Raw genomic sequence first — 26,922 nt, forward strand, 5'->3', positions numbered from 1 at the left:
TATAGAGACTATGGAATTAATCCTAAATGCCTTAAAGAGCAGTTTAAGATTTTTAGAAAATCCTATTTTATTATTAACTTTAGTTGCTGTTGGAATAGTTTTTTATAAAAAAAATTTAAATATTGAAAGAGAACAAGAATATATAGTTGGAGAAAAGGTTAATTCAGCACTTGAATTAACTTTTTCTCAGTTAACAGTAGGGATAATTGGTGGAATAGTGGCGTCTATGTTACTTTTTATCTTAGGAGTGACCTTTGATGATAATTCTGCTATAGAAACATTATTTATTTTATCTTTTATACTTATGTTTTATAAACCAAGAATGATATGTTTTTCATATTCTGGAGCTATTTTAGGTTTAGGGGCATTAATAATAAGTCATCTTTCTAAAGGAATAATAGATTATAAAATTATAAGTATAAATACAGTGTCTTTAATTTTATTTGTGGCAATTATGCATTTAATTGAAGGAATAATGGTAATTTTAGATGGATATAGAGGGGCTGTACCAACCTTTAAAGTAAATAAGGGGAGAATAATAGGGGGATTTAAATTAAGTAGAAATTGGTTAGTGCCAACTGTATTAATCATGTTTTCTGCAAATAAGCCATTGCAAGATGAAATTGTAGTATCAAATTTAGCAACTAAATTAGGTATGTTAGATGTTAAGACTCTAGGAACTATGATATTTTTTGCTATGTCTTTATATGCTATGGTAGGTTTTAAAGCTAAAACATTTACCTTATCAAAAGAGAATAAGGCAAAGGAATCAGGAGGAATAATAATATTTTATGCTATAATATTAATGGTATTAGCTCAACTTTCTCGAGTTAATATATACTTTGAGGGGAGTTCGTTATTATTAATGCCTATAATACATGAAGCCATGTTAAGTTATCAAAGATATAGAGAAAATAATAGGGAATATACATATATATCTGATGATGGAATTTCAGTTTTAGATTTCTTACCTAATTCACCATTAAGGTCAATAGGAATTGAATCAGGAGATAAAATAACCTCTGTAAATGGATTTAAAGTAAGGGAAGAAAGAGATATAATAAGAATAAAAAATGAGTATTATAGTATTATAACAGTAGAATTGTTGAAGAAAAATGGTTCTGTGGAATTACATGAAGTTAATCTAAGAGACAATGAAAAATTACATTTAATACTGGTACCTAATAGCTTAGATAAACTTAATAAGAGTGAAGAAAATAAATTTGAAGAAGTATTAAAAAGGTTAAAAAAAGAGATTGAAAGTAAAAATTCAATTGATTTGATTAATATGGACATTAGAGAAAAAGAAATTGAGAATAAAGGCGATAAAAATTAGGAGTAATAAAGATGGGCGAATTTAAAATACATTCAAAATTTAAACCAACAGGGGATCAGCCAAGGGCTATAGATGAATTAGTTAAATCAATAGAGTTAGGGAATAGAGGGCAAACCCTTTTAGGAGTAACAGGTTCAGGAAAAACATTTACTATGGCAAATATAATAGAAAGAACTCAAAAACCAACGATTATATTAGCTCATAATAAAACTTTAGCAGCACAGCTTTGTTCAGAATTTAGAGAGTTTTTCCCAGATAATATAGTAGAATATTTTGTTTCATACTATGATTATTATCAGCCAGAGGCATATGTTGCTCAAACTGATACATTTATAGAAAAGGATGCTTCTATAAATGATGAAATAGATAAATTAAGGCACTCAGCAACAGCTGCACTTTTAGAAAGAAGAGATGTCATAATAGTTGCTTCAGTATCTTGTATTTATGGATTAGGTAATCCTGAAGAATACAAAAAATTAACTATATCCTTAAGAGTAGGGATGGAAAAGGATAGAGATGAAGTAATTAAAAAACTTATAGAAATCCAATATGAAAGAAATGATATAAATTTTGCAAGAGGAACTTTTAGAGTAAGAGGGGATAGTTTAGATATAATACCAGCCAACTCATCATCAAAAGGAATCAGAGTAGAGTTTTTTGGAGATGAAATTGATAGTATAAAGGAGTTTGATGTTTTAACAGGAAATGTTATAGCAAGCAGAAAACATGCTATTATAACACCAGCTTCTCACTTTGCTACATCTACAGAAACTCAAGAAAAAGCTATAAAGGTAATAGAGGCTGAATTAGAAGATAGATTAAAGGAATTAACAGTTCAAGATAGACTTTTAGAAGCGCAAAGATTAAAACAAAGAACAAATTATGATATAGAAATGATTAGAGAAATGGGCTATTGTCAAGGAATAGAGAATTATTCTAGAATACTAGATGGAAGAGCTCCAGGAACACCACCTGAAACTTTATTAGATTATTTTCCAGAGGATTACTTAATGTTCATAGATGAAAGTCATGTTACATTACCTCAAGTAAGAGCAATGTATGGTGGAGACAGGTCAAGAAAGGAATCTTTAGTTGAATACGGTTTTAGATTACCTTCAGCTTATGATAATAGACCATTAAAGTTTAAAGAATTTGAAGAAAAGATGAATCAAGTTGTATTTGTAAGTGCAACTCCTGCTGCTTATGAAATAGATAATTCTTCAGAAGTAGTTGAGCAAATAATAAGACCTACTGGTCTTTTAGATCCTAATATAATAATAAGACCTATAAGAGGACAAATAGATGATTTATATTCAGAGATTTTAGAAACTACTAAAAGAGGTTTCAGAACTCTTGTAACAACTTTAACTAAGAAAATGGCAGAGGATGTTACGACTTATTTTAAAGATTTAGGAATAAAGTGTACCTATATGCATTCAGACATAGATACTATTGAAAGAATGAAGATAATAAAAGATTTAAGAACTGGTGAAGCAGATGTTTTAGTTGGAATAAACCTTTTAAGAGAAGGTTTAGATATTCCAGAAGTTGCATTAGTAGCCATACTTGATGCAGATAAAGAGGGATTTTTAAGATCTGAAACTTCACTTATTCAGACTGTAGGAAGAGCAGCAAGAAATTCTGAAAGTAAAGTTATAATGTATGCTGATAGTATAACAAAGTCTATGGATAGATGTATAAAGGAAACTGAAAGAAGAAGACAAATACAGGAAGAGTATAATATAGAGCATGGAATTATACCTAAGACAATAACAAAAGATATTAGAGACGTTATAATGGCAACAACAGTAGCAGAAGAAGGAAATAGTTATGAAGTAGCCAAGGAAAAAATAACAAAAGAAGATATTCCAGTAGATAAATTAATTAAAGAATATGAAAAAGAAATGAAAGAAGCCGCAAAAAATCTTAATTTTGAAAGAGCTGCTGAATTAAGAGACTTAATCTCTGAGTTAAAAAATTCATAGAATAATAATTTATTGATAATAGCAAAACTTTAAAATAAAGTATTTAAATGAGTTTTGCGATTTGGAGGAGAGTATGACTGATAAGATTGTAAGGAAAGTATTTAATGGATTTATATATATACACATTCTGCATCATGGAAATAGAGAGCCTTTTTATGGCTCTTGGATGATGGAGGAATTAAGAGAACATGGATATAGCGTTAGTCCAGGAACTTTATATCCTATATTAAGATCAATGCTAGATGAAGAACTTTTAGAACAAGAAGAAGTAAATGTTAATGGGAAAATAAGAAAGTATTATAGAACAACTCAATTAGGAAATGAAGTTTTAAAGGATGTAAAAGAAAAAATAGAGCAATTAACACATGATATATAAGAAGAGGGCCGTTAAAACAAAAGAAAAATCATGAGGTGAAAAGGTGAAAAAATTTATAATTTCTGTTATAAAATCTATTTTATTTATTTTGGTATACTTACTCATTCAAGGTAATGTAGCAAGGTTTATAACCAATGAATATCTTTTAAAAGGAAGAAGGTTTATTGATAATGCTAACTCAATTGAGTATAGCAAGATGATAATTGATACTACAGCTATAAGTTTACTTATATCAATTATCTTAACTTTTATTTTTTTATTCTTGCTATATAAATTTTCTAAGAGAGGTTTATTAGAAAGGTGTAAATTTAAAAAATTTAAAGCTGAGTATATTATATACATTGCTATGATTATAATAGGATTTGCTTTAGTTAATAGTTTAATTGTTTCTATTCTAAGCAATAACATAAGTAGTTATGAGGAAACTAATAATTTCATAGTAAATATGCAAAGTACATTAATATCGATGATAATAATAAATATAGTTGGGCCCATATTTGAAGAAATATTATTTAGGGGAGTTATCTTTGATGAACTTTCAGAGACAAGTCCATTGTACATAGCAATAATTATACAGGGATTATTATTTGCTATAGCTCATGGTAATTTATTACAAGGTATTTATACTTTCACATTAGGAATTATACTTGCTGTAATAAATTATTATTGTCAGTCAATATGGAGTGATATACTAGGGCATATTTTATTTAATATATTTGGTGGAGTGCTAATAGCTTATTTATTTAACATATCTCCATATCTATATTTAGTATCTGTATTCTTAGGTATGGTTATTTTTGTAGTAGGATTCTATTTACTGATAAAAAGAAGTAAAAGGAATTTTACAACTTAAAACATTAAGTATTAACAAACTAAGATTTAATTCAGCTAGAGTTTCGGCTCTAGCTGAATTTTTGCTATTTAAGAATATTGTTTTAGAAGTTTAATTACTTCTTTTTCACAACGATTTCCATTACAGTGTCCAGTACAAGCCCCAGTTGCTTTTTTTACAGCTTCTAAAGTATTAGCTCCTGATTTTATAACTCTAATTAATTCATCTCTATCTATATTATTACATATACAAACTACTCCCATGATAAATTCTCCTTTGATAAGTATTTAAATATATATTTTAGTTTTTCCTAAATAAGAAATTGTATGTAAATTAATAAAAATATAAATATATAGAAATAATATATAAAGTGAAAATTGAAAACTAAAGAGGAGACTTTTATTATGGAAAAGAAAGTTGGAATAATAGGATTAATTTCAATAGTAGTTGGTTCTATGATTGGTGGAGGAATATTTCAATTGCCATCATCAATGGCACAGGCAGGAGGTCCTGTAGCAGCTGCTATTGCATGGACAATAACAGGAGTAGGAATATTTTTCTTAGGTAAGGTATTTCAAATACTTAATGAAAAAAGACCAGATTTATCTGGAGGAATATATAGTTATGCAAGAGAAGGCTTTGGAAAATACATAGGATTCAATTCAGCGTGGGGGTATTGGATAGCTCAAACCTTAGGAAATGTATCCTATGCAGTGTTGCTTATATACGCTTTAAAATCATTTTTTCCTACTATGGGGGGAGTTAATAGTATAACTGGTTTTATTATAGCTACAATTATGATTTGGGGGGCTATGGCCATTTTATATAAAAGTATGGAGTTTGGGGAAAACTTAAATGTAATAGCAACCATAGCTAAATTAATTCCTGTGGCTTTAGCCATAATATTATTAATATTATCATTTAAAGTTAAAATATTTACATCGGACCCTTTTGCTATGAATGTAGTTATGCAAAAGGACAAATATTTTGGAACTATCGGGAATCAAGTAAAGAATTCTTTATTACAAACTCTATGGGTTTTTATAGGTATAGAAAGTGCTGTTGTTATATCTGGAAGAGCAAAAAAATCTACTGATGTAGGTAAGGCTACCATAATAGGTTATTTTGGAACATTAGTATGTTACTTATTAATAGTTTTTTTGAGTTATGGAGTACTTCCACAATACACTTTAATGAATCTTCAAAATCCTGCTTTAGGCGGCTTATTGCAAGATACCTACGGAACTTGGGCCGCTGTAATAGTAAATATAGGTGTCATAATATCAGTTTTAGGAGCATGGATGGCATGGACAATTATCAATGCAGAAATTCCAATGACTGCTGCGAAGGATAAAGTATTTCCAATGTCTCTAGGAAAAGTAGGGAAGAGTGGAGCTGCTATAAATGCTTTATTTTTAAATTCTATAATAATGGAGATAGCCTTTGTTTTTGCTATGTTTGCAAATAATGCCTTTATAGCTATTACTAACATAGCCACTACAATGGTCTTATTACCTTACATATTATCAGCAGCTTTTTTAATTAAGATATCTTGGAGTGAAAAAGAATATTTACATATACTCTATGGTCTTATAAGTATGGTATTTTCTCTTTATGCTATATCAACAGCTGGAATAGTTGGTATTTTGCAGTTGTTTATTATTTATTCTATAGGATTAATATTTATTATAATAAGGGCAAGAGAGCAAAAGGAACAGCTCTTTGAAAAGAGTTGGGAAAGAACGATTGGAGTTATAATAACTATATTAGGGGTAATAGGAATTATTTATTTAATAATGTGAAGAAAGAGAATATTGAAAGGTTATTAACTATTAAAACTTTGGTTTTTATAGATTTTAGAAAATAATAGCTAAAAGGAAAAGAAGTTATATCAAAATTCTTATTAGGAGTTTTGATATAACTTCTTTCTTTATATTTAATCAAGAAATTGATGTTTTAATCTATTGACTACAGGGGATAGTGGTAATGCTATTATTATCCCAAGAATTATTTCAGAGATATCTCCAGGAAAATGAGCAGCAGCATATAATATACTAGCCCAAAATGATGTTGTAGCTCCAACTATTAGCCTACCAACTATAGCATTTGCTATAAAATAGCCTATAGCAGAAATTGCACCACCAACAATAAATGATAATAGATAAATTTTAAAGTTTCTTTTATCAAAAGCATCTAGAACTGCAGCAGCTCCAAGACCCATTAAACCTTGAATAACAAAACTAAAAGGAGCCCAATAGGCATAACCTGATGCAAGGTCAATTAACCCCATTCCAAAAGCACCTACTAAAAAGCCTTTTTTCTTTCCTAATAAAACTGCTGAAAGTAAAACTATACAATCTGCTGGTTGGGCCATTCCATTAAGAGTTGGTACTCTTATAAATGAGCCTATAACGAAGGTGAAGGCTATCATAAGTGAAGTTAAAATGAGAGCCATTAGTTTTACATTTCTTCCTTTAGATTGACTTTGCATGTTCATTTCCTCCTTAGTAAAAGCACGTATATGTATATATAAATCATATAGGTAGGTATAATTAAATGCAAATATACCCATACAATTTATAAAATTTATTTTATTCAGTAATTTAAATAATAGTTTTAAAGAAAATATATTATTCTATAAAATATATTTTTAGAGAATAAATTACAAATTATTCATGGATTATATTTCAATAGTTTTAAAAATGAGGAATAAAGGTTAATATTAAATATTTAATAGTTTATATTACTTTTATAAGTGTATTTTTTCACCTATATAGCTAGATAAAAAAGAAAAGAGGATGTATCTGTAATTTGATACATCCTCTTTTTTTAGATTTTTTATAATTTTGATTAAAATTCAGATAGAATTTGACTTTAGCTGAATTAAGTCTCAGCTTATGCTATGCAAATAATATATTTTTTTCTTTTATTAGAATGTCTAGAGGAGTTTCTATTCTGTTTTCAATGCCACCTGAATAGAAAGAGTCTATATTACTTAAAACTCCAGAGAATAGTGTTTCTTTTGCTTCAGCACTAAGCCAAGCACTATGTGGAGTTAAAACAATTTTAGATGGATTATCTAAATGTAAAAGAGGATTATAAGCTTCTATAGGTTCAACTGTGAACACATCCAAAGCAGCACCACCAATTAAATTTTCATTTAAAGCTCTAGTAAGATCTTTTTCAACAATTATTGGTCCTCTACCTACATTGACTATTAAAGCATCTTTTTTCATCATTTTAAGAACTTCATAGTTTATAAGTCCCTCAGTTTTTTTATTAAGTGAAGCATAAATTGAAATTACATCTGATTCTTTTATTAGTTTTTCAAAACTAACCATCTCATAAGGAACATCTTGTTTATTTCCTGATGGAGAGTAATATATTACTTTAGCACCGAAGGCATCAAAGACTTTAGCAGCTTGTCTTCCAATATTGCCAAGACCAATTATTCCAACTGTCTTTCCAAAAAGTTGAGCTGGATTATTATAAGGACTAGCAAAAGTATTTAGTTTAGAAAATTCTCCATCCTTAACGAATTTATCTTGAATAACTATTTTGTTCATTAGAGATAAAAGTAGAGCTATACTGTGTTGAGCTACAGTATGTGTTGAGTATCCAGCTACATTAGTTACAGCTATTCCTTTTTCTCTAGCGTATTCTATATCGATTATATTAAAGCCAGTAGTCATTTGGCATATTAGTTCTAATTTTTCTGCATGTTCTAAAACTTCTTTATTTAGAACTGCTTGAGTATTAATTATTATTTGAGCATCTTTAATTCTCTCAATAAGTTCATCCCTAGATGTTGATTTATATATTTCAACATTTCCATATTGATTTAATCTGTTAAAGCAAAAATCGCCCATGACTTTTGAATCTAAAACTACTATTTTTTTCATATATAAAACTCCTTTTTATTTTTAAATTTAAACCCCGTTAATCATTAATCAATATAATAGCTAAAAACACTAAACTTAAAAAGGACCACCATAAGGAATTTAATTCTATAAGGTGGCTTGTGTTAAAATTATATACTAAAAAAGCTCCTAGGACTTTAGATAAACTATTAATAATTTATTAAAAAAACAATTATGAAAAGGTTTAATTAAATTTTAATAGAATATATATAGTAGTAATTAAATAATTTCAGAAGGGGTAATGTCTATGAGTAATTTATTTTTTCCAGTTATAAATATAAATAACAAAAGCCTAAAAGAATTAGGAAATTTCATTTTTACCTATGAGGGGTGTAAATACCCTGGTGGAATTAGAAGAATAAAAGAAAATAGTAGCAAAACAGTTAAATTACCAAATAGTTACTTAGATACAGAGGAAAAATTAATAATGATATATAGAGATAAAAGTGGAAAAAAGAAAAGGTATATAATAAAGGATTCTTTTTCAAAAAATGATTTATGGAAAATGGATGTAAATGTTTATGATATTAGTGATTATGGTGAACTTGAATTCAATGTGGCAATAAACTAATTATTGATAAAGATGGGGCTATATTAAATCAGCCCCTTAATTTATATTACTTTTATAAACGTAGACTTAATTCAGGTGGAGTTTTGACTCCATCTGAATGCTTAGTCGTAGTTATCTAGAAGCGTGAGGCTTTATCTCCTACTTATAGAAGAGAGGAGTATTACAGCCTCTAGCTATCAGATAAGTGTATTTTTTCATCTGCCGAGATAGCTATATAGGTACAAAATGCTGTGACCATTGAACTAGTAGTAGAAGCTCTTTATTTTTGAACAATAGTTTCGTGAAAAATTTTGATTGTTTGAACAAAGTGAGTTTAGAAATTTTAGAAACTGTTGTAGAAAAAATATTAGAGCTTCTTTACGTAAGTGAGTGGTCACAAGTGATGAACCTATATAGCTAGATAAAAGTCAGAGAGGATGTGTCTGTAATTTGATACATCCTCATTTTTTTATTTTATGGTTTAAGATTTTTTTTATTTTGTAAAGCTAGATAAGGATAAATAATAAAAGCTCTAATAGTGTAAAATAGACGTACTAAAAGATCGGCTAGAACATCCATTTCTTGCATTATATCAACTCCTATCTATTATGATTTACATTATATCATTCCCTACAATATCCATTATATTACAATAGATTCAAATATAAATAATTTTTTAGTTAATTAAATATAAGTATCCAATTATGCAAATTAATAAAAACAATAGAGGTAAAAAGAACTAATATTGGGGAATGAATCCTTGTTATACTATTATTACGCACTGGATTATATTTCAAAATAAATTGACACTTTAGCCATAGAGTTTTAAAATATTATAAATAATGAATTATAGGATTAATATTAATTCCTAGATTAAAAAATAAGGTGAAATTTTTTTTAAGTTGTGATATTTAGACTGAAAGAAGATTAATAATTATTTAGATAATAGAGATTTAATAAATAGGACAAAATTATAGAGATTACTAGATATTTAAAATGTTTTTAAATAAAAAGTAATTTTCTATGAGTTTAAGTTTTATTATATAAAGGGAGATATACCATGAAAAATAAAATTGTAATAAAAGGATCGAAAGTACATAATTTAAAAAATGTCGACCTTGAAATACCGAGAGACAAGTTAGTTGTTTTCACAGGGTTATCAGGCTCTGGTAAATCATCATTAGCTTTTGACACCTTATATGCTGAGGGACAAAGAAGGTATGTTGAATCATTATCTTCTTATGCGAGACAATTTCTAGGTCAAATGGATAAACCAGATGTTGAATCTATAGAGGGATTGTCACCTGCTATATCTATAGATCAAAAAACAACGTCAAGAAATCCACGTTCAACAGTGGGAACAGTAACTGAGATATATGATTATTTAAGATTGCTTTATGCAAGAATAGGTGTGCCTCATTGTCCAAAGTGTGGAAAGGTTATATCAAAACAAACTGTAGATACCATTGTTGATAGTATTTTATCTTTAGAGGAAAGAACTAAAATTCAGTTATTAGCACCTCTTGTTAGAGGAAGAAAAGGAACTCATGAAAAGGTCTTAGAAAATATTAAGAAAAGTGGATTTGTAAGAGTTAGAATTGATGGTGATATCTATGATATTACAGAAGAGGATATTAAGCTAGAAAAAAATAAAAAACATAATATTGAAGCAGTAGTTGACAGAATAGTTGTTAAAGAAGGAATTGAAAGAAGATTAACAGATTCCTTAGAAACAGCTTTAAGATTAGGTGAAGGGTTAGTAATTCTTAATGTGATTGGTGAAGGAGATAAAATATATAGTGAAAACTTTGCTTGTGCAGATTGTGGAATAAGCATAGAAGAATTAGAACCAAGAAGTTTTTCATTTAACTCACCTTTTGGTAAATGCGACTATTGTGATGGGTTAGGAAGTTTACTAGAAATAGATGTGGATTTAGTTGTACCCAATAAAAACCTTACAATAAAAGAAGGAGCCATATCAAGTTGGGGTGAAGGAAGATTAAAGGAGGAAGCATGGACTTTTGCAGTATTAAAATCACTTATGGAAACATATGATTTTGATTTAGATACTCCGTTTAAGGATTTAAGCAAAGAAGTTCAAGATATCTTACTTTACGGTACTAATGGTGAAAAAATAGTAGTTAATTATGAAAAAGAAGGCGTTAAGGGTACTTATAACCACTCCTTTGAGGGTGAAATAAATGCTTTAAGAAGAAGATATTTAGAATCAAATTCTGATTATATAAAAGCTGAAATAGAAAAATATATGAGTGATAATAAATGTCCTAAGTGTAAAGGTGCTAGATTAAGACCAGAAGTTTTAGCTGTTACAGTTGGAGATAAGAATATATATGAATTTACTAAATTATCTATAGGTGATGAATTAGAATTCTTAAAAAATGTAGAATTATCAGAAAAAGATAAAATTATAAGTGACCAAATATTAAAGGAAATTGTAGCTAGATTAACATTCCTTATGAATGTAGGACTTGATTATTTAGACTTAGCTAGAACAGCAGGAACACTTTCAGGGGGAGAAGCACAAAGAATAAGATTAGCAACTCAAATTGGTTCACAACTTATGGGAGTATTATATATTTTAGATGAGCCATCTATAGGTCTTCATCAAAGAGATAATGATAAATTAATAGCAACTTTACAAGGATTAAGAGATGTTGGAAATACCCTTGTAGTCGTAGAACACGATGAAGATACAATGAGAGCGGCAGATTTTATCGTAGATATTGGACCAGGTGCTGGTGAGCATGGTGGTGAAATTGTAGCCACTGGAACTCTAGAAGAGATAATGGAAAATGAAAAATCATTAACTGGTCAATATTTATCAGGTAAAAAGAAAGTTGAAATTCCTACTGAAAGAAGAAAAGGTAATGGAAATTTCATTACAGTAAAGGGAGCTAAGGAAAATAACTTAAAAAATATAAATGTAAAGTTTCCTCTAGGAACCCTTACTATGGTAACAGGAGTATCAGGTTCTGGTAAAAGTACCTTAGTTAATAGTATTCTTTACAAAGGACTTGCTAAAGTTGTTTCTAAGTCAAAGGTTATTCCAGGGGAACATAAAGAAATTTTGGGGTATGAAAATATTGATAAAATAATAGAGATTGACCAAAGTCCTATAGGAAGAACTCCAAGAAGTAATCCTGCTACTTATACAGGAACTTTTGATATAATAAGAGAGTTATTTTCACAAACACCAGATGCAAAAATGAAAGGTTATAAACCAGGAAGATTTTCATTCAATGTTAAAGGTGGAAGATGTGAAGCTTGTAGTGGAGATGGAATAATTAAAATTGAAATGCAGTTTTTATCAGATGTTTATGTACCTTGTGAAGTATGTAAGGGTAAGAGATACAATAGAGAAACTTTAGAGGTAAAATACAAGGGCAAAAATATAGCTGAAGTATTAAATATGACTGTAGAAGAGGGCTTAGAGTTCTTTGAAAATATACCAAGAATCCATAAAAAACTTCAAACTTTAAATGATGTTGGTCTTGGGTATATTAGATTAGGTCAACCATCAACACAATTATCAGGAGGAGAAGCTCAAAGAATTAAGTTAGCTTATGAGTTATCTAAAAGAAGTACAGGTAAAACTTTATACATTTTAGATGAGCCAACAACAGGATTGCATATAGATGATGTTAATAGACTAATAAAAATATTGCAAAGATTAGTTGATGCAGGTAATACTGTAGTTGTTATAGAGCATAATTTAGATATGATAAAGTGTGCTGATCACATAATTGATTTAGGGCCAGAAGGTGGTCAAAGAGGTGGAACAATTATAGGAACTGGAACCCCTGAGGAAATAATGAATACAGAAGGTTCATATACAGGAAAATACTTGAAGTTAACTACAAAATAAGACTATTATTTTAAATTTATAAGGCAAAATTTATTAGATTTTTTTAAATTTGAGGAATTTTGTTTGAATTTTGTAATTTATTTATGATAGGATTTAGTATAATACAAAATACAATAGACTAAATTTTTATAAGTCAATTGGAGGTATTTGTAAGTTAAATCTTAGTTAATCTAATGACTAGTGTCTGTAATACTCCAACTATGTATAAGCTGGAGGAAAACAAAGACATATTCTTAGATAATTTTTAAAGAATAAAATTTTAATAAGCATAAGGGCATATTTTAGGTACTAATGTAGCCTTAATTGAAATAATATAATATATAACTCTTTTTAGAGTATACGGATAATATTTTAAGTAAATTGTGACTACATTTTATAAAGTATGACCTTTTAAGCTGTGTAAAAATATTTAAAATATAGTTTATTTTTTAGATTAGCTTTAATTTTTAAATATTTAGCAAATACTATGATAAATAATGATTTACACTAGTTAAATAAAAATTTATAATTTTAATAGTGAAGTCATTAATTATATATAATTGGAATAATATCAAATAAATATTTAGAGGTGACAATATGGATTTTACGAAAGTGATGGGCTATATATTTAGTATTATTTTCATAATAATATTATTTGCAATCATTTATTATGCCCTTAGAATTATGTCTAAGGATGTCCAAAATGGTAGTAAAAATAGTGTAAAGTCTACAAAAAGACAAAATCAGTCGCAAACACAGGCAGCAACCTCTAAGAGACCAAAGGGGACTTTTGGTTCTTTAGAAGTAATGGCTACATTGACTGAAGGCAAACTTAGAGTAGGAACTACTATTCCAATCAACAATTTAATAACATTAGGAAGAAAATCAGATAACCTAATAATACTTAACGATCAATTTGTATCTTCACATCATGCTAAGATTTTTGTAAATAATGACGAATGTTTTATTGAGGATTTAAATAGTACTAATGGAACATTTGTTAACGAAGAAAGAGTCTTAGGAACTAGAAAATTAATGATGAATGACAGTGTAAGATTAGGTAGTACTGTATTTAAGGTTATAGGATAATTGAGGTGAAAGAATGAACACTCTTAAGTATGAAAAAAGGCTTTTAAGAATGGTCTATTTGCTTTGTATTGCCTTGTTTGGATGGCTAGGGCTTCAAAAGAACCCTATAGATACAAATGCAATAATAATGGGTATTATTCTTATAGTGATAATAAGCTTTTCTCATTACATCATAAGAAGATTTTATCCCGATGGTGATAAATACATTTTTGTATTTTCGTCGGTTTTGGCAGTTATAGGTATGGCTATGCAATATAGCATAAGTCCTACAATTGCAGTAAAACAATTAGTTTGGCTTTGTTTAGGTATAATTGCATTTATGTTTATAACTATTTTCTTACCGGATTTAAAAAGTTTTTCAAGATTTAAAAAAACTTATTTAATTGGTACTGTTATCTTTTCAGTGATGGCCTTAATTTTTGGTACAGATATAAATGGTGCTAAGAACTGGATAAGAATAGGATCATTTACTTTCCAACCATCTGAGATAGGGAAGTTATTCCTTGTTTTATATCTTGCCTCAGCATTAATGAACTTTGAGAGGAAAGATAGCTTTTTAGCAGAAATAAAACAGCTTATGGTTCCAGGAATAGTAACTTTATTTGCAGTAGGATGTATGTTCCTTCAAAAAGACTTAGGAGCAGCAGGACTATTCTTCTTCTTAGCAGTTACTGTTATATATATGGCAACATCAAGAAAAAGATATGTTTTCTTGAGTATAATCTTTTTACTTTTAGGTGGAGTAGTTGGATTCTTTACAATGAGCCACGTTAGAGTTAGAATAGATGCTTGGCTTCATGTATGGGCAAATGCTCAAGGTAATAGTTACCAAATAGTTCAAGGATTATATGGAATATCTTCAGGAGGTGCTCTAGGTTTAGGGCTTGGACAAGGATATCCACAACTAATACCATTCTCAAATACAGACTTTGTTTACGCTATGGTATGTGAGGAGTTTGGTATGATATTTGCAATAGGTATGTTATTCTTTTACTTCTTCTTATTCTATAGAGGTATGAGAGCAGCTTTAACTGCTGAAGATAATTTTTCACAGCTAGTTGGAGTTGGTATGAGTGCTCTTATAGTAATACAGGTTTTAGTAATAGTTGGAGGAATATTCACAATAATTCCTTTAACAGGTATAACATTACCACTTGTAAGTTATGGAGGTACATCAATGCTTACAATATTCTTCGCCCTAGGTATATTACAGAAGATTTCTGAGGAGGGTCGTAGATAAATGAGAGATAACAAAGATTTATCTAAAAATATGAAACATATAATGGTTGTTTATCTGATACTATTAATTGGGCTTATAGGATATATAACATATTTTTATTTATTCCAAGCACCCAAAATAGCAGCTAAGCCAACCAACTCAGTTGCTTTTGCACAGGAACATAAAATATTAAGAGGAACTGTTTATGACAGTTCAATGCAAAAGATAGCTTATAGTGTTAAAGATGGTACAGGACAAAAAAGAATATATCCTAGTGGAGCATTATATGGAGCTATAGTAGGATATGATAGTCCTAGATTTGGATTAGATCCAGGTAGCTTAGAACAGATATACAACAAAACTTTAACTACTTACACACCAAGTAATAAATTTAGTATTAAAGAAGCCTTTGACAATAGAGGAAAAGCTTTATCAATGACTGGTGATGGAATAGTTACAACTTTAAATGCTGGTTTACAAAAAACTGCATGGAAAGCCATGAAAGAACAAATGGCAGCTTTATCAGCTAAGACAGGTAGAACAGTAGATACAGGAGCTGTTGTTGCTTTAGATCCTAAGACTGGAGCAATATTAGCATCTGTAACAATGCCAACATTTGATCCAAATGATTTAGCAGCTGCTATGGAGCAAGCAAATGCTGACCAAAAAGCAGGAAAGCAAGCCTTTGAATTTATAAACCAAGTTACAGAAAACCCAACTGCACCAGGTTCAGTATTTAAGATGGTAACATTAACTTCAGCCCTTCAAAATATACCAGGTGTATCAAATAGAGTATTTGATGATAAGGGTTATGTAAAAATCAGTAAAGATTATACTCTTCCAAATGAAAGTTGGGAGGCTTATGGAGAAATTGGATTAGCAAGAGCTTTATCAGTTTCAAGTAACGTTGTTTTTGGTACTTTAGGAATGGAACTTGGAAATACAGCATTAAAGACTACAGCAGAAAGCTTCGGATTTAATCAATCAGTTCCAGCTAATGGTGTTTATATAGCGCCAAGTAATTTCCCAACACTTAGTCAAGGTAGCTTAGGAGCTATGGCGCAGAGTGCTATAGGTCAAGGACAAACAACAGCGACACCAATGCAAATAGCATTAGTTGCATCAACTGTAGCTAATGGTGGTGTTATGATGGAACCAACATTAGTAAAAGAAATTGTTAACTCACAAGGTAAAGTTCTTCAAACAGTTCAGCCTAAGTCATTAGGAAGAAAGATGACACAAGCTGAAGCTGCAGAAATAACTAAGGATATGAGATATGTAACAGAACAAAGACAAGGTTATCCATCACATGTTTGGGACTACATGGATCCTAAGTTTAAGATAGCATCAAAAACAGGTACAGCTCAAAAGGCCTTTGCAAATGGTCAAATGGACCCAGTAACAGATGCATGGTTTGCTTGTTTTGCACCAGCTAATGACCCTAAAATAGCCATTGCTGTAAAAATAGTTAATGGTGGAGCAGGTTCAGTTATAGGTGCTAATATTGCATATCAAATGATAGATGAATATTTAACACAGACAGGAATGTAATTTTTTTAGCTAGGAGGTAATAAAATGTTTGATTTTGAACAACAATTAAAAACATTACCACAAAAACCTGGCGTATATATTATGAAAAATGATTTAGGTGAAGTAATTTATGTAGGAAAAGCTAAAATCTTAAAAAATAGAGTAAGACAATATTTTCAGAATTCTAAAAATCATAGTGAAAAAGTAAGAGCTATGGTTAGACATATTGCAGAGTTTGAATATATAGTTACTGATAATGAGATGGAAGCATTGCTACTAGAATGCAATTTGATAAAAAAATATAGTCCTAAATATAATATTGCTCTGAAGGATGATAAATTTTATCCTTTCATTAAAATAACCACTAATGAGGATTTCCCAAGAGTTTTCGTCACTAGAAATTATGCTAAGGATGGAAATAAATATTTTGGACCTTATACAAGTGGAGGAGCAGTTTATGAAGTAATAAATCTAATAAATAAATTATATCCATTAAGACAATCAAAGAGAAATATTAAAGAAGAGGGGCCTTTTATGAGGCCCTGTCTTAATTATCAGCTAAAAAAATGTTTGGCACCATGTGCGGGATATATTAGTAAATTAGAATATGGAAAGATGATAGAGGAAGTTATAAATATTCTAAGTGGGAAAGATAGCTCCTTAAAGAATAAATTGAAGAAAAGCATGGAAGAAGCTTCTGAAAATTTAGAATTTGAAGAAGCAGCTAAATTAAGGGATAAAATATTAGCTATTGAAACAATTAAAGAAAAACAAAAAATGTTTACTGCAAAGGATGGAGATGAAGATTATATAGATTTATACTCAGATAATAGTAGCAGTTCAATACAAATATTTTTTGTGAGGGATGGTAAAGTAACAGGTAGAGAACATTTTATGATTGATAATAATATGGATAGTAGTAAAGGAACTCTTATAGGGGAATTTATAACTAGGTTTTATGGAGGGACAGCAACTATACCTAAGAATATATATGTGCCAGAAATTGAGGATTTAGATTTATTAGAAGAGTTTTTAACCTTAAAAAAAGGTAGTAAAGTATGGATAAAAATCCCTAAAATAGGTGAGAAAAAAGAAATGCTTACTATGGTTAGAAATAATGCAAAGGTAACTTTAGAAAAGTTTAAAGATAAAATAGTAAAAGATAAAGAAAGTAATAAAATTGTATTAGAGGAACTAGCAGAAAATCTGAATTTAGAAACACTACCTTATAGAATAGAAGCTTATGATATATCTAATATACAGGGGGTTGATTCTGTAGGGACAATGGTTGTTTTTGAAGAAGGAAAATCTAAAAATTCTGACTACAGAAGATTTAAAATAAAAACAGTAAATGGACCAGATGACTATAGTAGTATGAGGGAAATATTAGAACGAAGATTTTCTAGGGGATTAGAAGAAATTGAAAAGATTCAACATAGTGAATTAAATCTTTCTAAAGGGAAGTTCTGTGTATTTCCAGATCTAATAATGATGGATGGAGGAAAGGGCCAAGTTAATATAGCCCTAGAGGTTTTAAAGAAATTTAATATAAATATTCCAGTTTGTGGACTTGTTAAAGATGATAGCCATAATACAAGGGGAATTATATTTAACAATGAAGAAATAATCTTGAATAAGAGATCTAAGGCTATGGCCCTAATAACGAGAATTCAAGACGAAGTTCATAGATTTTCTATAACTTATCACAGATCCTTAAGGGATAAAAGAACTCTTCATTCAATATTAGATGATATTCCAGGTGTAGGTGAGAAGAGAAAAAAGGCTTTATTAATAAAGTTTGGAAGTGTAGAAAAAATAAAAAATGCCACGGTGGAGGAATTACTAGAAACGCCGTCTATAGACAGGAATACTGCTGAAAATATTAGAAATTATTTTAACAATAAGAATAAGCCTTAAATTATTATTAAAAAGAGGTTTAAATGCTTGATAAGTGGTAAATAATTAATTATACTAAAAAGGATAATAGTTAAGAGGAGTTGTATAATGAATCAATACAAGGAAATCAAAGAAATATTATGTAAATGTTGTGGTGAAGAAAATGTAATTGCTGAAGCACCTATGAAAGAACATACTCATTTCAGAGTTGGAGGACCAGTTGACCTATTAGTAACTCCATCTACAAAAGAACAAGTTGGTGAAGTTGTTTCAGTATGTAAAGAAAGAAATGTGCCATATTTCATATTAGGAAATGGATCCAACATCTTAGTTAAAGATGGGGGAATATCTGGTGTTGTTATTAAACTTGAAAAGATAGATAATATAGAAGTAAATGGGGATGAAGTTACAGCAGATTGTGGAGCCTTATTATCAAAGGTTTCTAAAGCAGCTTTAGACGCAAAATTAACAGGATTAGAATTTGCTTGTGGTATACCTGGAAGCATTGGTGGAGCTGTATTCATGAATGCTGGGGCATACAATGGTGAAATGGCAGATGTAATTAAAGAAGTATCAGCCATAGATTCAGAAGGAAATGTAGTAAATTTAACGCTTGAAGAACTTCAATTAGGTTATAGAACTTCCCTAATAATGACAGATGGATATGTTGTATTAAGTGCTACATTAAAGCTTGAAAAAGTAAGTGATGAAAATGTTAATAAAATAGAAGATAGAATGAATGATTTAACTAGAAGAAGAGAAGAGAGACAACCTTTAGAATATGCATCAGCAGGAAGTACATTTAAAAGACCTGAGGGGTATTTTGCAGGTAAGTTAATTCAAGACTCAGATTTAAAAGGTTTTTCAATTGGTGGAGCAGCTGTTTCAGAGAAACATTCAGGCTTTGTAATCAATAAAGGAAATGCCACAGCTAAAGATGTTTTGGATGTCATAGCGCACGTTCAAAAAACAGTAAAAGAAAAGTTTGGAGTAGACCTTCATACAGAAGTAAGAATAATAGGAAAAGACAAATAGTTATATTAAAACTAAAATTAACAACAAAAAGAAAAAGGTCATCTTATGTATTTCATAATTGAACTACGTAAGATGCTTTTTTTATTTGTTATAAGTTATAAATAAGGGGTGAAAATTTGGAGGAATTAAGTTTATTAAAAATAAAATGAGAGGAGAATATTTATGGGAAATAAGGTAAGAGAAGAAATTGAAGGATTAAATAAGTATATAGGTGGTAAACCTATTTCTGAGGTAAAAAGAGAGTTTAATATTGATAAAGTGGTCAAAATGGCATCTAATGAGAACCCTTTAGGATGTTCTGATTCTGTTAAAGATGTTTTAAAGAATCTTGTTGATAATACTGCTCTTTATCCAGATGGAGACAATTATTATTTAAGAAAGTCTTTAAGTCAATTTATTGGTATAGATGAAGAGAATATTATTTTAGGAGCAGGTTCTAGTTCTTTGATTAAGGTTATTTGCAATACTCTAATAAATAAGGGTGAAGAGTCTATTATGGGTGAGATTACCTTTGTACTTTATGAAACTTTTACTAAACTCATGGGGGGAAAGGCTATTAAGGTTCCTATGAAAGATTTAGCCTTGGATTTAGATAGTATTTTAGATAGCATAAATGAGAGAACTAAAATTATATGGCTTTGCAATCCAAATAATCCTACTGGAACAGCTTTTACTACTAAGGAACTTGAAGAATTTTTAGAGAAAGTTCCTAAAAATGTATATGTGGTTATTGATGAAGCTTATAAAGAGTATGTTTCAATGGAGAATTATCCCGATTCTTTAAGTCTACTTAAAAATTATAAGAATATAATTATATTAAGAACTTTTTCAAAGGCTTATGGATTAGCATCCTTAAGAGTAGGATATGGTATATGTGATGAAGAGTTAGCTGAATATTTTAATAGAGTACTTAATCCTTTTGAAGTCAGTCTTTATGCACAGAATGCAGCTGTAGAAGCAATTAAGGATAAAGAATTTGTGGAGTATTGCTATGATTATAATAAAAAGCAAAGAGAATTTTTTTATAAGGCTTTTAAGAAACTAAATTTGGATTATAAGGAATCACAAAGTAATTTTATTTTAGTTGACGTTAAAGGAGAAGATAGAGAAATCAATGATTATCTATTGAAAAATGGATATATTATAAGACCTGGATATTTATTGGGATGCTCTGGATATTTAAGAATTTCTGTAGGACTAGAAGAAGATAATAAAAAATTAATAGAGTTATTAAATAAATATTTTAGAGAGAAATAGAGGATTTATTAAAAAGAAGGAGCTTCTTTATGGAAGCAAGTAGATAGACAAGATGAACCTATATAGCAAGTTAAAACTAAAAAGTGATATATCTATAAATTTGATACATCTCCATGGATTTCTTTTGGAAATCATAAGGAAATAAAGTTGTAGTAAATCTTTATTTATTGTAAAATATTATTTTGATCTCCACTCTAATAGGGTGGAGAATTTCGTACATATAGGTTAAAATTATAGATAGATATTTTATTTATAATTCTATAGAACGTATTAATTTAATTGAATATATTTTAGATTTAGTAAAATGAGGACAACCTTTTTATTAAATGATTTTAGGAGGGCTAATATGAGATTTGTAATAGTTACAGGACTTTCAGGAGCAGGAAAAACAGAGGCAACAAGAAGCTTAGAGGATTTAGGTTACTTTTGTGTAGATAATTTACCTCCAAAGTTAATACCTAAGTTTGCAGAGGCGTGCTTACAAGGTAATAATGGTATAGAGAAGGTTGCATTAGTTATAGATATTAGAGGTGGTATATTCTTCGATGATTTATTTGAAAGTTTCATATACTTAAAAGCTAATGATTTTAAATATGAAATTTTATTCTTAGATGCTGGGGACGAAGTACTTGTAAAGAGATTTAAGGAAAGTAGAAGAAGCCATCCATTATCACCAGATGGTAGAATATTAACTGGGATTGAAAATGAGAGAAATAAGTTGAGAGAACTTAAAGATAGAGCAGATAACATAGTTGATACTTCTAAATATGCTATAAAGGATTTAAGAGAGAAACTAAATGTTCTTTATGGTGATGGTAAGGAACCAGAACAAAATATAACAGTAACCGTATTATCTTTTGGATTTAAGTATGGGATACCTATGGATTCAGACTTAGTATTTGATGTTAGATTTATTCCTAATCCATTTTATATACCAGAACTTAAACCTTATTCAGGAGCAGATGAGCCAGTTAAGGACTATGTTTTAAGCCAAGAAGAAACTAAAGGATTTTTAACAAGGTTAAATGATATGTTGAAGTTTTTAGTTCCTAATTACGTTAAAGAGGGTAAGAGACAACTTATTATTTCAATAGGTTGTACAGGGGGAAGACATAGATCTGTAGCCATAGCTAATGAATTAGCAGTAAACTTAGCTTCTGCTGGTTTTAATTCATCAGTTGAGCATAGAGATATAAAGGAAGATGTTAATAGAGGAGCTAAGAAGCTCTAAGTATAGGAGTGAGAATGATGACAGTAGAAGTATGTGACAAAAGTAATTCATATCCTAATATAGCTGTTATAGGTGGTGGAACAGGGCTTTCCACAATGCTTAGAGGACTTAAAAAGCATTGTTGTAATATAACAGCAATTGTAACAGTAGCTGATGATGGTGGCGGATCTGGTGTTTTAAGAGAAGACTTAGGAATGTTACCACCAGGAGATATTAGAAACTGTATTTTAGCATTATCAAATACTGAACCCATTTTAGGAGAATTACTTAATTATAGATTCAAAGATGGAAGATTAAAAGGTCAAAACTTTGGTAACTTATTTCTTGCAGCTATGAATGGTATTTCTATAAATTTTCAAGATGCAGTACAAAATATGAGTTCAGTTCTTTCTGTTGCAGGAAAGGTTTTACCTGTAACATTGGACTCTGTTGAGTTAGAAGCAGAACTTGAAAATGGTGTTGTTGTTAGAGGAGAGTCAAATATCCCAACAGAGGCTATTTCTCAGGGAAGTCCAATAAAGGACTTAAGAATAATACCTAAAGAAGCAGAGGCTGTTGAAGAAGCTATTTTAGCTATTAGAGAGGCTGATGCTATAGTTTTAGGACCAGGAAGTTTATATACAAGTATAATTCCTAATCTCCTTGTTGAGGAAATAGGAAAAGAAGTTCAAAAAAGTAAAGCAAAAAAAATATATGTATGTAATGTTATGACTCAACCAGGAGAAACTACGGATTTCAATGTTTCGGATCATATTAAAGAAATTTATAAATATTGTGGAGAAAACAGCATAGACTATGTTATAGCTAATGTTGGTAAAATAGATGATGCTTTAATTAAAAGATATTATAATGAGAAAAATTCTAAATTAGTAACATTAGATAGAGAAGAGGTTGAAGCTCTAGATGTTGAAATAATAGAAGGAAATTTAGTAAATGTTAAGTATAACTATATTAGACATGATGCTAATAATCTTTCAGAACTTATTATAAAAACTATAGAGTTAGATAGAAGAAAATAAAGCTATTTATGTTAGTCGGTATTTATAGGGAAAGGAGTAAGCATGTCATTTTCATCAAAGGTTAAAGGAGAAATTTGCAGATACTTAGAAATGTCTAAGGAAGAAGCGCTTGCTGAATTATCAGCAATAATGAAGGTTAGTGGAACAATAGCTTTTAGTGGTAGAGAATTGAAATTTAGAATTACTACTGAAAATCCAGCTTCAGCAAGATTAGCATTTACATTGCTAAAAGAGTATTTTGATGTACATTCTAAGCTTATGGTTAAAAAAAGCAATTCTTTAAAAAAGAACAATATTTACATGGTTGTTATTGAAGAATCTATGGGAGTTAGAGACTTGCTAATCATGACTGGAATATTAAAAGAAGATGAAGGATTAATGTCATTAGATTATTCCATTGGGAAAAAGTTTATTGATAGTGAGGAAAAGAAAAGAGCTTATATTAGAGGTGCCTTTATAGGCGGAGGAAGTATAAGTAATCCAGAAAAGAATTATCATTTAGAATTTGTAACACATTCTGAAGAATATGCAGAAGATTTAAAGAAGGTTGTAAATTCTTATGGACTTAATTCTAAGGTTATTCAAAGAAAGAATAGTTATATAGTTTATATAAAAGAGGGAGAACAAATAGTAGATTTATTAAATATACTAGGAGCTCATACATGTCTTTTAGAACTTGAAAATATAAGAATAATGAAGGAAATGAGAAACAATGTAAATAGACTTGTTAACTGTGAGACAGCAAACCTTAGCAAAACTGTCAATGCAGCAGTAAGACAGGTTGAAAGTATAAAGTTAATTGAAAGAACCATAGGGCTTGCAAGACTTCCTTTAAATCTTAGAGAAATAGCAGAGCTTAGACTAAGCTATCCAGAAGAATCCCTAAAGGAACTAGGAGAAATGCTTAATCCTCCAGTTGGAAAATCTGGTGTTAATCATAGATTAAGAAAAATTGAAAAAATTGCAGAAGAGCTTAGGGAAGAAGGTCTTTTTTAGGTGAATTTTAATATTAATTATTAACTTAATAAATATATAGGAATATGATAAAATGCTAGGTAAGGAGATAACTACCTAGCATTTGCTATTAATTGTTTTGGAGTTTAACTCTTTATAAGCCAATATTATTTTATGCAATAAAATTTCCTTTTAATACTTTTTAGATATTTGAAGATGTTTAAACTTTGAATAAGAGTTGAGGTTTGAGTTAATTATTTAGTATAAGAGGTCTTGTTTAAATTAATATTAGGTTATTTTTTTATATTTATAAGATGTGGGAAGGGAAGTGATTTTATTGAGTGAAAGAAAGTTTACCCATCTTCATGTCCATTCAGGTTATAGCTTATTAGATGGTTCTGGTAAGGTTAAGGATATTATTGCAAAAGCTAAAGAGCTTAATATGGATAGTATTGCTTTAACAGACCATGGTGTTATGTATGGATGTGTCAATATTTATAAAGAAGCAAGAGAACAAGGGATAAAAGCTATATTAGGTTGTGAAGTTTATATAGTTCCTAAGTCTATGCATATAAAATCTTTAGATAGTGATAATAAAACCTATCATTTAGTACTTCTTGTTAAAAATGAAAAAGGTTATGAAAATCTAATGAAGATAGCTTCAACAGCATCTATAGAAGGATTTTATTATAAACCTAGAATTGATAGGGATTTTTTAAAGGAGCATTCTGAAGGGCTTATTGCTCTTAGTGCCTGTTTAGGTGGAGAAGTTCAAAAAGCTATTATTTCTGGAAACTTAGAAAAAGCTAAAGAAGCGGCTTTATTTTATAAATCTGTTTTTGGAGAAGATTTTTATCTAGAACTTCAAGACCACGGTATGGAAGAACAAAAGAAGGTTAACGAGGTTAATATAAAGCTTTCTAAGGAGCTTAATATTCCTTTAGTAGCAACTAATGATGTCCATTACATAGTTCAAGATGATTATAAGGCACACGACATTTTAATGTGTATTCAATCAGGAAAAACTGTTGATGATACTAACAGAAAAAAATATCCTTCAGATCAATTTTACTTAAAATCACCAGAGGAAATGTGGGAGCTTTTTGATTACATTCCAGAAGCTTTAGAAAATACAACAACAATAGCTGAGCAATGTAATTTTGATTATGAATTCCATGTATCTAAATTACCTAAATATCCATTACCAGAGGGCGAAGATGATCCTTATGAGTATTTAGTTAAAACTTGTTTTAAAGGTCTTGTAGAAAGATATAAAATATTTGATGAGTTTAAAGGTGATTTTGATTATAAAGATGTAATTGAATTTGCAGAGAATGAAGAAGAAGCTAAGGAGCTTGTAGATAGACTTCTTTATGAAGTTGGAGTTATAAAACAAATGGGTTATGTAGATTACTTCCTTATTGTTTGGGACTTCATAAAATATGCTATAGATAATGGTATACCAACGGGTCCAGGGCGTGGGTCGGCTGCAGGTTCTATAGTTGCTTATACCTTAGGAATAACAAAGATAGACCCTATAAAGTACAGTTTACTTTTTGAGCGTTTCTTAAACCCAGAAAGAGTTAGTATGCCTGATATAGATTCGGATTTTTGTTATGAGAGAAGACAAGAAGTTATAGATTACGTTGTTGAAAAGTATGGAGCATCAAATGTTGCCCAGATTATAACTTTTGGAACTATGGCTCCAAGAGCTTGTATAAGGGATGTAGGACGTGCAATGGATTATTCCTATGGAGAAGTAGATAGAATCGCTAAAATGATACCTACAATGCTAGGAATAACTATAGATAAAGCGTTAGAATTAAATCCAGAATTAAAGAGTGCTTATGATAGTGATATTAGAGTAAAGGAACTTATTGATGTAAGTAGAAGACTAGAAGGGCTTCCAAGACATTCATCAACTCATGCTGCTGGAGTTGTTATAGCTTCAAAACCATTAGTTGAGTATGTTCCATTACAAAAAAATGATGAATCTATAGTAACTCAATTTGATATGACAACTCTTGAAGAGCTTGGACTATTAAAGATGGACTTCCTTGGACTTCGTACTTTAACAGTTATGGATGATGCTGTTAAAATGATTAAGGAAAATCGAGGAGTGGACATAGATTTAGATAATATAGATTTTAATGATAAATCGGTTTATGACATGATTGGAGAAGGTAAAACAGCAGGGGTATTCCAGTTAGAATCAGCAGGAATGACTTCCTTCATGAAAGATCTAAAACCAGACTGTTTTGAGGATATTATAGCAGGAATTTCACTGTATAGACCAGGTCCAATGGCAGAAATTCCAAGATATATAGAAGGAAAAAGAAATCAAGAAAACGTAAAATATGACCATGAAAAATTAGAAGATATATTAAATGTTACCTATGGAGTTATGGTTTACCAAGAACAAGTAATGGAAATAGTTATGAAACTAGCGGGATACTCAATGGGAAGAAGTGACCTTGTTAGAAGAGCTATGTCAAAGAAAAAACATAAGGTAATGGAAGAAGAAAGAAAGAACTTTATTCATGGTATAGTAGATGAAAATGGGAACATAGAGGTTCCTGGATGTATTAGAAATGGTGTTTCAGAAGAAGCAGCAAATAAGATATTTGATTCAATGATGGATTTTGCCTCTTATGCATTCAACAAAAGCCATAAAATAGCAAGTGTGGCATTATAAGGTAACTTATAATTAAAAACTCCTTAAATTGCTGGAAAGTCCTAAAGTCACTTAAACTACAACAAAATTTGAAAAGATAATTGTGAATGTTGCAGAAATGCAGAAAAAATTAAGTGAATTATATATGGGGAGA

Annotated in this window: 18 protein-coding genes and 2 pseudogenes; 17 read left to right on the forward strand and 3 right to left on the reverse strand. The window is 29.7% G+C overall.

Annotated elements, in window-relative coordinates; all coding sequences use genetic code 11:
• Positions 1-10: 10 nt before the first annotated feature.
• The 4 genes from ARA19_RS02480 (at position 11) to ARA19_RS02495 (ending at position 4,550) form a co-directional block, all read left to right on the forward strand.
• Positions 11-1,336, forward strand: a complete 1,326-nt coding sequence (locus tag ARA19_RS02480; protein ID WP_055069366.1) for a hypothetical protein — start codon at positions 11-13, stop codon at positions 1,334-1,336.
• 11 nt (positions 1,337-1,347) lie between these two features.
• Positions 1,348-3,321 (forward strand): excinuclease ABC subunit UvrB, encoded by a 1,974-nt coding sequence (gene uvrB / locus ARA19_RS02485; protein WP_055069367.1) that lies wholly within the window; start codon positions 1,348-1,350, stop codon positions 3,319-3,321.
• A 73-nt stretch (positions 3,322-3,394) separates the two neighbouring features.
• Positions 3,395-3,697, forward strand: coding sequence for a PadR family transcriptional regulator (locus tag ARA19_RS02490; RefSeq protein WP_055069368.1), 303 nt, complete (start codon positions 3,395-3,397; stop codon positions 3,695-3,697).
• Between the two features lie 43 nt (positions 3,698-3,740).
• Positions 3,741-4,550: a CPBP family intramembrane glutamic endopeptidase gene (locus tag ARA19_RS02495; RefSeq protein WP_055069369.1), complete on the forward strand. Its 810-nt coding sequence runs from the start codon at positions 3,741-3,743 to the stop codon at positions 4,548-4,550.
• Positions 4,551-4,618: 68 nt separating this feature from the next.
• On the opposite strand, the gene ARA19_RS17020 is transcribed toward ARA19_RS02495, so the two are convergent.
• Positions 4,619-4,792 (reverse strand): (2Fe-2S)-binding protein, encoded by a 174-nt coding sequence (locus ARA19_RS17020; protein WP_084764163.1) that lies wholly within the window; start codon positions 4,790-4,792, stop codon positions 4,619-4,621.
• Between the two features lie 141 nt (positions 4,793-4,933).
• On the opposite strand from ARA19_RS17020, the gene ARA19_RS02500 reads away from it, so the two are divergent.
• Positions 4,934-6,331: a basic amino acid/polyamine antiporter gene (locus ARA19_RS02500; RefSeq protein ID WP_055069370.1), complete on the forward strand. Its 1,398-nt coding sequence runs from the start codon at positions 4,934-4,936 to the stop codon at positions 6,329-6,331.
• A 134-nt stretch (positions 6,332-6,465) separates the two neighbouring features.
• Here the strand turns inward: ARA19_RS02500 and ARA19_RS02505 are convergent, their stop codons facing one another.
• On the reverse strand, positions 6,466-7,020 hold the full coding sequence (locus tag ARA19_RS02505) for an ECF transporter S component (protein ID WP_147574348.1): 555 nt from the start codon (positions 7,018-7,020) through the stop codon (positions 6,466-6,468).
• A 409-nt stretch (positions 7,021-7,429) separates the two neighbouring features.
• Positions 7,430-8,431, reverse strand: a complete 1,002-nt coding sequence (locus ARA19_RS02510; protein WP_055069372.1) for an NAD(P)-dependent oxidoreductase — start codon at positions 8,429-8,431, stop codon at positions 7,430-7,432.
• 265 nt (positions 8,432-8,696) lie between these two features.
• Between ARA19_RS02510 and ARA19_RS02515 the strand changes: the two genes are divergently transcribed.
• From ARA19_RS02515 to ARA19_RS02570, 12 genes and pseudogenes are all read left to right on the forward strand, one after another.
• Positions 8,697-9,020, forward strand: a complete 324-nt coding sequence (locus ARA19_RS02515; protein WP_055069373.1) for a hypothetical protein — start codon at positions 8,697-8,699, stop codon at positions 9,018-9,020.
• A gap of 1,039 nt (positions 9,021-10,059) precedes the next feature.
• The gene (uvrA, locus tag ARA19_RS02520; RefSeq protein ID WP_055069374.1) at positions 10,060-12,885 is read left to right on the forward strand and encodes an excinuclease ABC subunit UvrA; all 2,826 of its coding nucleotides are present in this window, start codon (positions 10,060-10,062) and stop codon (positions 12,883-12,885) included.
• 576 nt (positions 12,886-13,461) lie between these two features.
• Positions 13,462-13,953, forward strand: a complete 492-nt coding sequence (locus tag ARA19_RS02525; protein ID WP_055069375.1) for an FHA domain-containing protein — start codon at positions 13,462-13,464, stop codon at positions 13,951-13,953.
• 13 nt (positions 13,954-13,966) lie between these two features.
• Positions 13,967-15,193 (forward strand): FtsW/RodA/SpoVE family cell cycle protein, encoded by a 1,227-nt coding sequence (locus ARA19_RS02530; protein WP_055069376.1) that lies wholly within the window; start codon positions 13,967-13,969, stop codon positions 15,191-15,193.
• Complete coding sequence (locus tag ARA19_RS02535; RefSeq protein WP_055069377.1) at positions 15,194-16,723, forward strand: peptidoglycan D,D-transpeptidase FtsI family protein; 1,530 nt, start codon at positions 15,194-15,196, stop codon at positions 16,721-16,723.
• 24 nt (positions 16,724-16,747) lie between these two features.
• Positions 16,748-18,619, forward strand: coding sequence for an excinuclease ABC subunit UvrC (gene uvrC / locus ARA19_RS02540; protein ID WP_055069378.1), 1,872 nt, complete (start codon positions 16,748-16,750; stop codon positions 18,617-18,619).
• Positions 18,620-18,706: 87 nt separating this feature from the next.
• On the forward strand, positions 18,707-19,633 hold the full coding sequence (gene murB / locus ARA19_RS02545) for a UDP-N-acetylmuramate dehydrogenase (RefSeq protein WP_055069379.1): 927 nt from the start codon (positions 18,707-18,709) through the stop codon (positions 19,631-19,633).
• 162 nt (positions 19,634-19,795) lie between these two features.
• The gene (gene hisC / locus ARA19_RS02550) at positions 19,796-20,890 is read left to right on the forward strand and encodes a histidinol-phosphate transaminase (RefSeq protein WP_055069380.1); all 1,095 of its coding nucleotides are present in this window, start codon (positions 19,796-19,798) and stop codon (positions 20,888-20,890) included.
• Positions 20,891-21,236: 346 nt separating this feature from the next.
• Entirely contained in the window at positions 21,237-22,121 is an 885-nt protein-coding gene (rapZ, locus tag ARA19_RS02555; protein WP_055069381.1) for an RNase adapter RapZ, read from the forward strand.
• A gap of 53 nt (positions 22,122-22,174) precedes the next feature.
• Positions 22,175-23,119, forward strand: a pseudogene (locus ARA19_RS02560) (gluconeogenesis factor YvcK family protein); the annotation flags it as partial.
• Between the two features lie 63 nt (positions 23,120-23,182).
• Positions 23,183-24,136 (forward strand): DNA-binding protein WhiA, encoded by a 954-nt coding sequence (gene whiA / locus ARA19_RS02565; RefSeq protein WP_055069383.1) that lies wholly within the window; start codon positions 23,183-23,185, stop codon positions 24,134-24,136.
• Positions 24,137-24,431: 295 nt separating this feature from the next.
• Positions 24,432-26,774, forward strand: a pseudogene (locus ARA19_RS02570) (DNA polymerase III subunit alpha); the annotation flags it as partial.
• Positions 26,775-26,922: the final 148 nt, after the last annotated feature.

Source organism: Clostridium massiliamazoniense (genome assembly GCF_001403635.1).
Lineage (GTDB): Bacteria > Bacillota > Clostridia > Clostridiales > Clostridiaceae > Sarcina > Sarcina massiliamazoniense.

What these genes read in the sequence shown, in the direction of transcription:
- ARA19_RS02480 (WP_055069366.1), top strand. Translation starts at nt 11, where the DNA reads ATGGAATTAATCCTAAATGCCTTAAAGAGCAGTTTAAGATTTTTAGAA.
- uvrB (WP_055069367.1), top strand. Translation starts at nt 1,348, where the DNA reads ATGGGCGAATTTAAAATACATTCAAAATTTAAACCAACAGGGGATCAG.
- ARA19_RS02490 (WP_055069368.1), top strand. Translation starts at nt 3,395, where the DNA reads ATGACTGATAAGATTGTAAGGAAAGTATTTAATGGATTTATATATATA.
- ARA19_RS17020 (WP_084764163.1), bottom strand. Translation starts at nt 4,792, where the DNA reads ATGGGAGTAGTTTGTATATGTAATAATATAGATAGAGATGAATTAATT.
- ARA19_RS02500 (WP_055069370.1), top strand. Translation starts at nt 4,934, where the DNA reads ATGGAAAAGAAAGTTGGAATAATAGGATTAATTTCAATAGTAGTTGGT.
- ARA19_RS02505 (WP_147574348.1), bottom strand. Translation starts at nt 7,020, where the DNA reads ATGCAAAGTCAATCTAAAGGAAGAAATGTAAAACTAATGGCTCTCATT.
- ARA19_RS02510 (WP_055069372.1), bottom strand. Translation starts at nt 8,431, where the DNA reads ATGAAAAAAATAGTAGTTTTAGATTCAAAAGTCATGGGCGATTTTTGC.
- ARA19_RS02515 (WP_055069373.1), top strand. Translation starts at nt 8,697, where the DNA reads ATGAGTAATTTATTTTTTCCAGTTATAAATATAAATAACAAAAGCCTA.
- uvrA (WP_055069374.1), top strand. Translation starts at nt 10,060, where the DNA reads ATGAAAAATAAAATTGTAATAAAAGGATCGAAAGTACATAATTTAAAA.
- ARA19_RS02525 (WP_055069375.1), top strand. Translation starts at nt 13,462, where the DNA reads ATGGATTTTACGAAAGTGATGGGCTATATATTTAGTATTATTTTCATA.
- ARA19_RS02530 (WP_055069376.1), top strand. Translation starts at nt 13,967, where the DNA reads ATGAACACTCTTAAGTATGAAAAAAGGCTTTTAAGAATGGTCTATTTG.
- ARA19_RS02535 (WP_055069377.1), top strand. Translation starts at nt 15,194, where the DNA reads ATGAGAGATAACAAAGATTTATCTAAAAATATGAAACATATAATGGTT.
- uvrC (WP_055069378.1), top strand. Translation starts at nt 16,748, where the DNA reads ATGTTTGATTTTGAACAACAATTAAAAACATTACCACAAAAACCTGGC.
- murB (WP_055069379.1), top strand. Translation starts at nt 18,707, where the DNA reads ATGAATCAATACAAGGAAATCAAAGAAATATTATGTAAATGTTGTGGT.
- hisC (WP_055069380.1), top strand. Translation starts at nt 19,796, where the DNA reads ATGGGAAATAAGGTAAGAGAAGAAATTGAAGGATTAAATAAGTATATA.
- rapZ (WP_055069381.1), top strand. Translation starts at nt 21,237, where the DNA reads ATGAGATTTGTAATAGTTACAGGACTTTCAGGAGCAGGAAAAACAGAG.
- whiA (WP_055069383.1), top strand. Translation starts at nt 23,183, where the DNA reads ATGTCATTTTCATCAAAGGTTAAAGGAGAAATTTGCAGATACTTAGAA.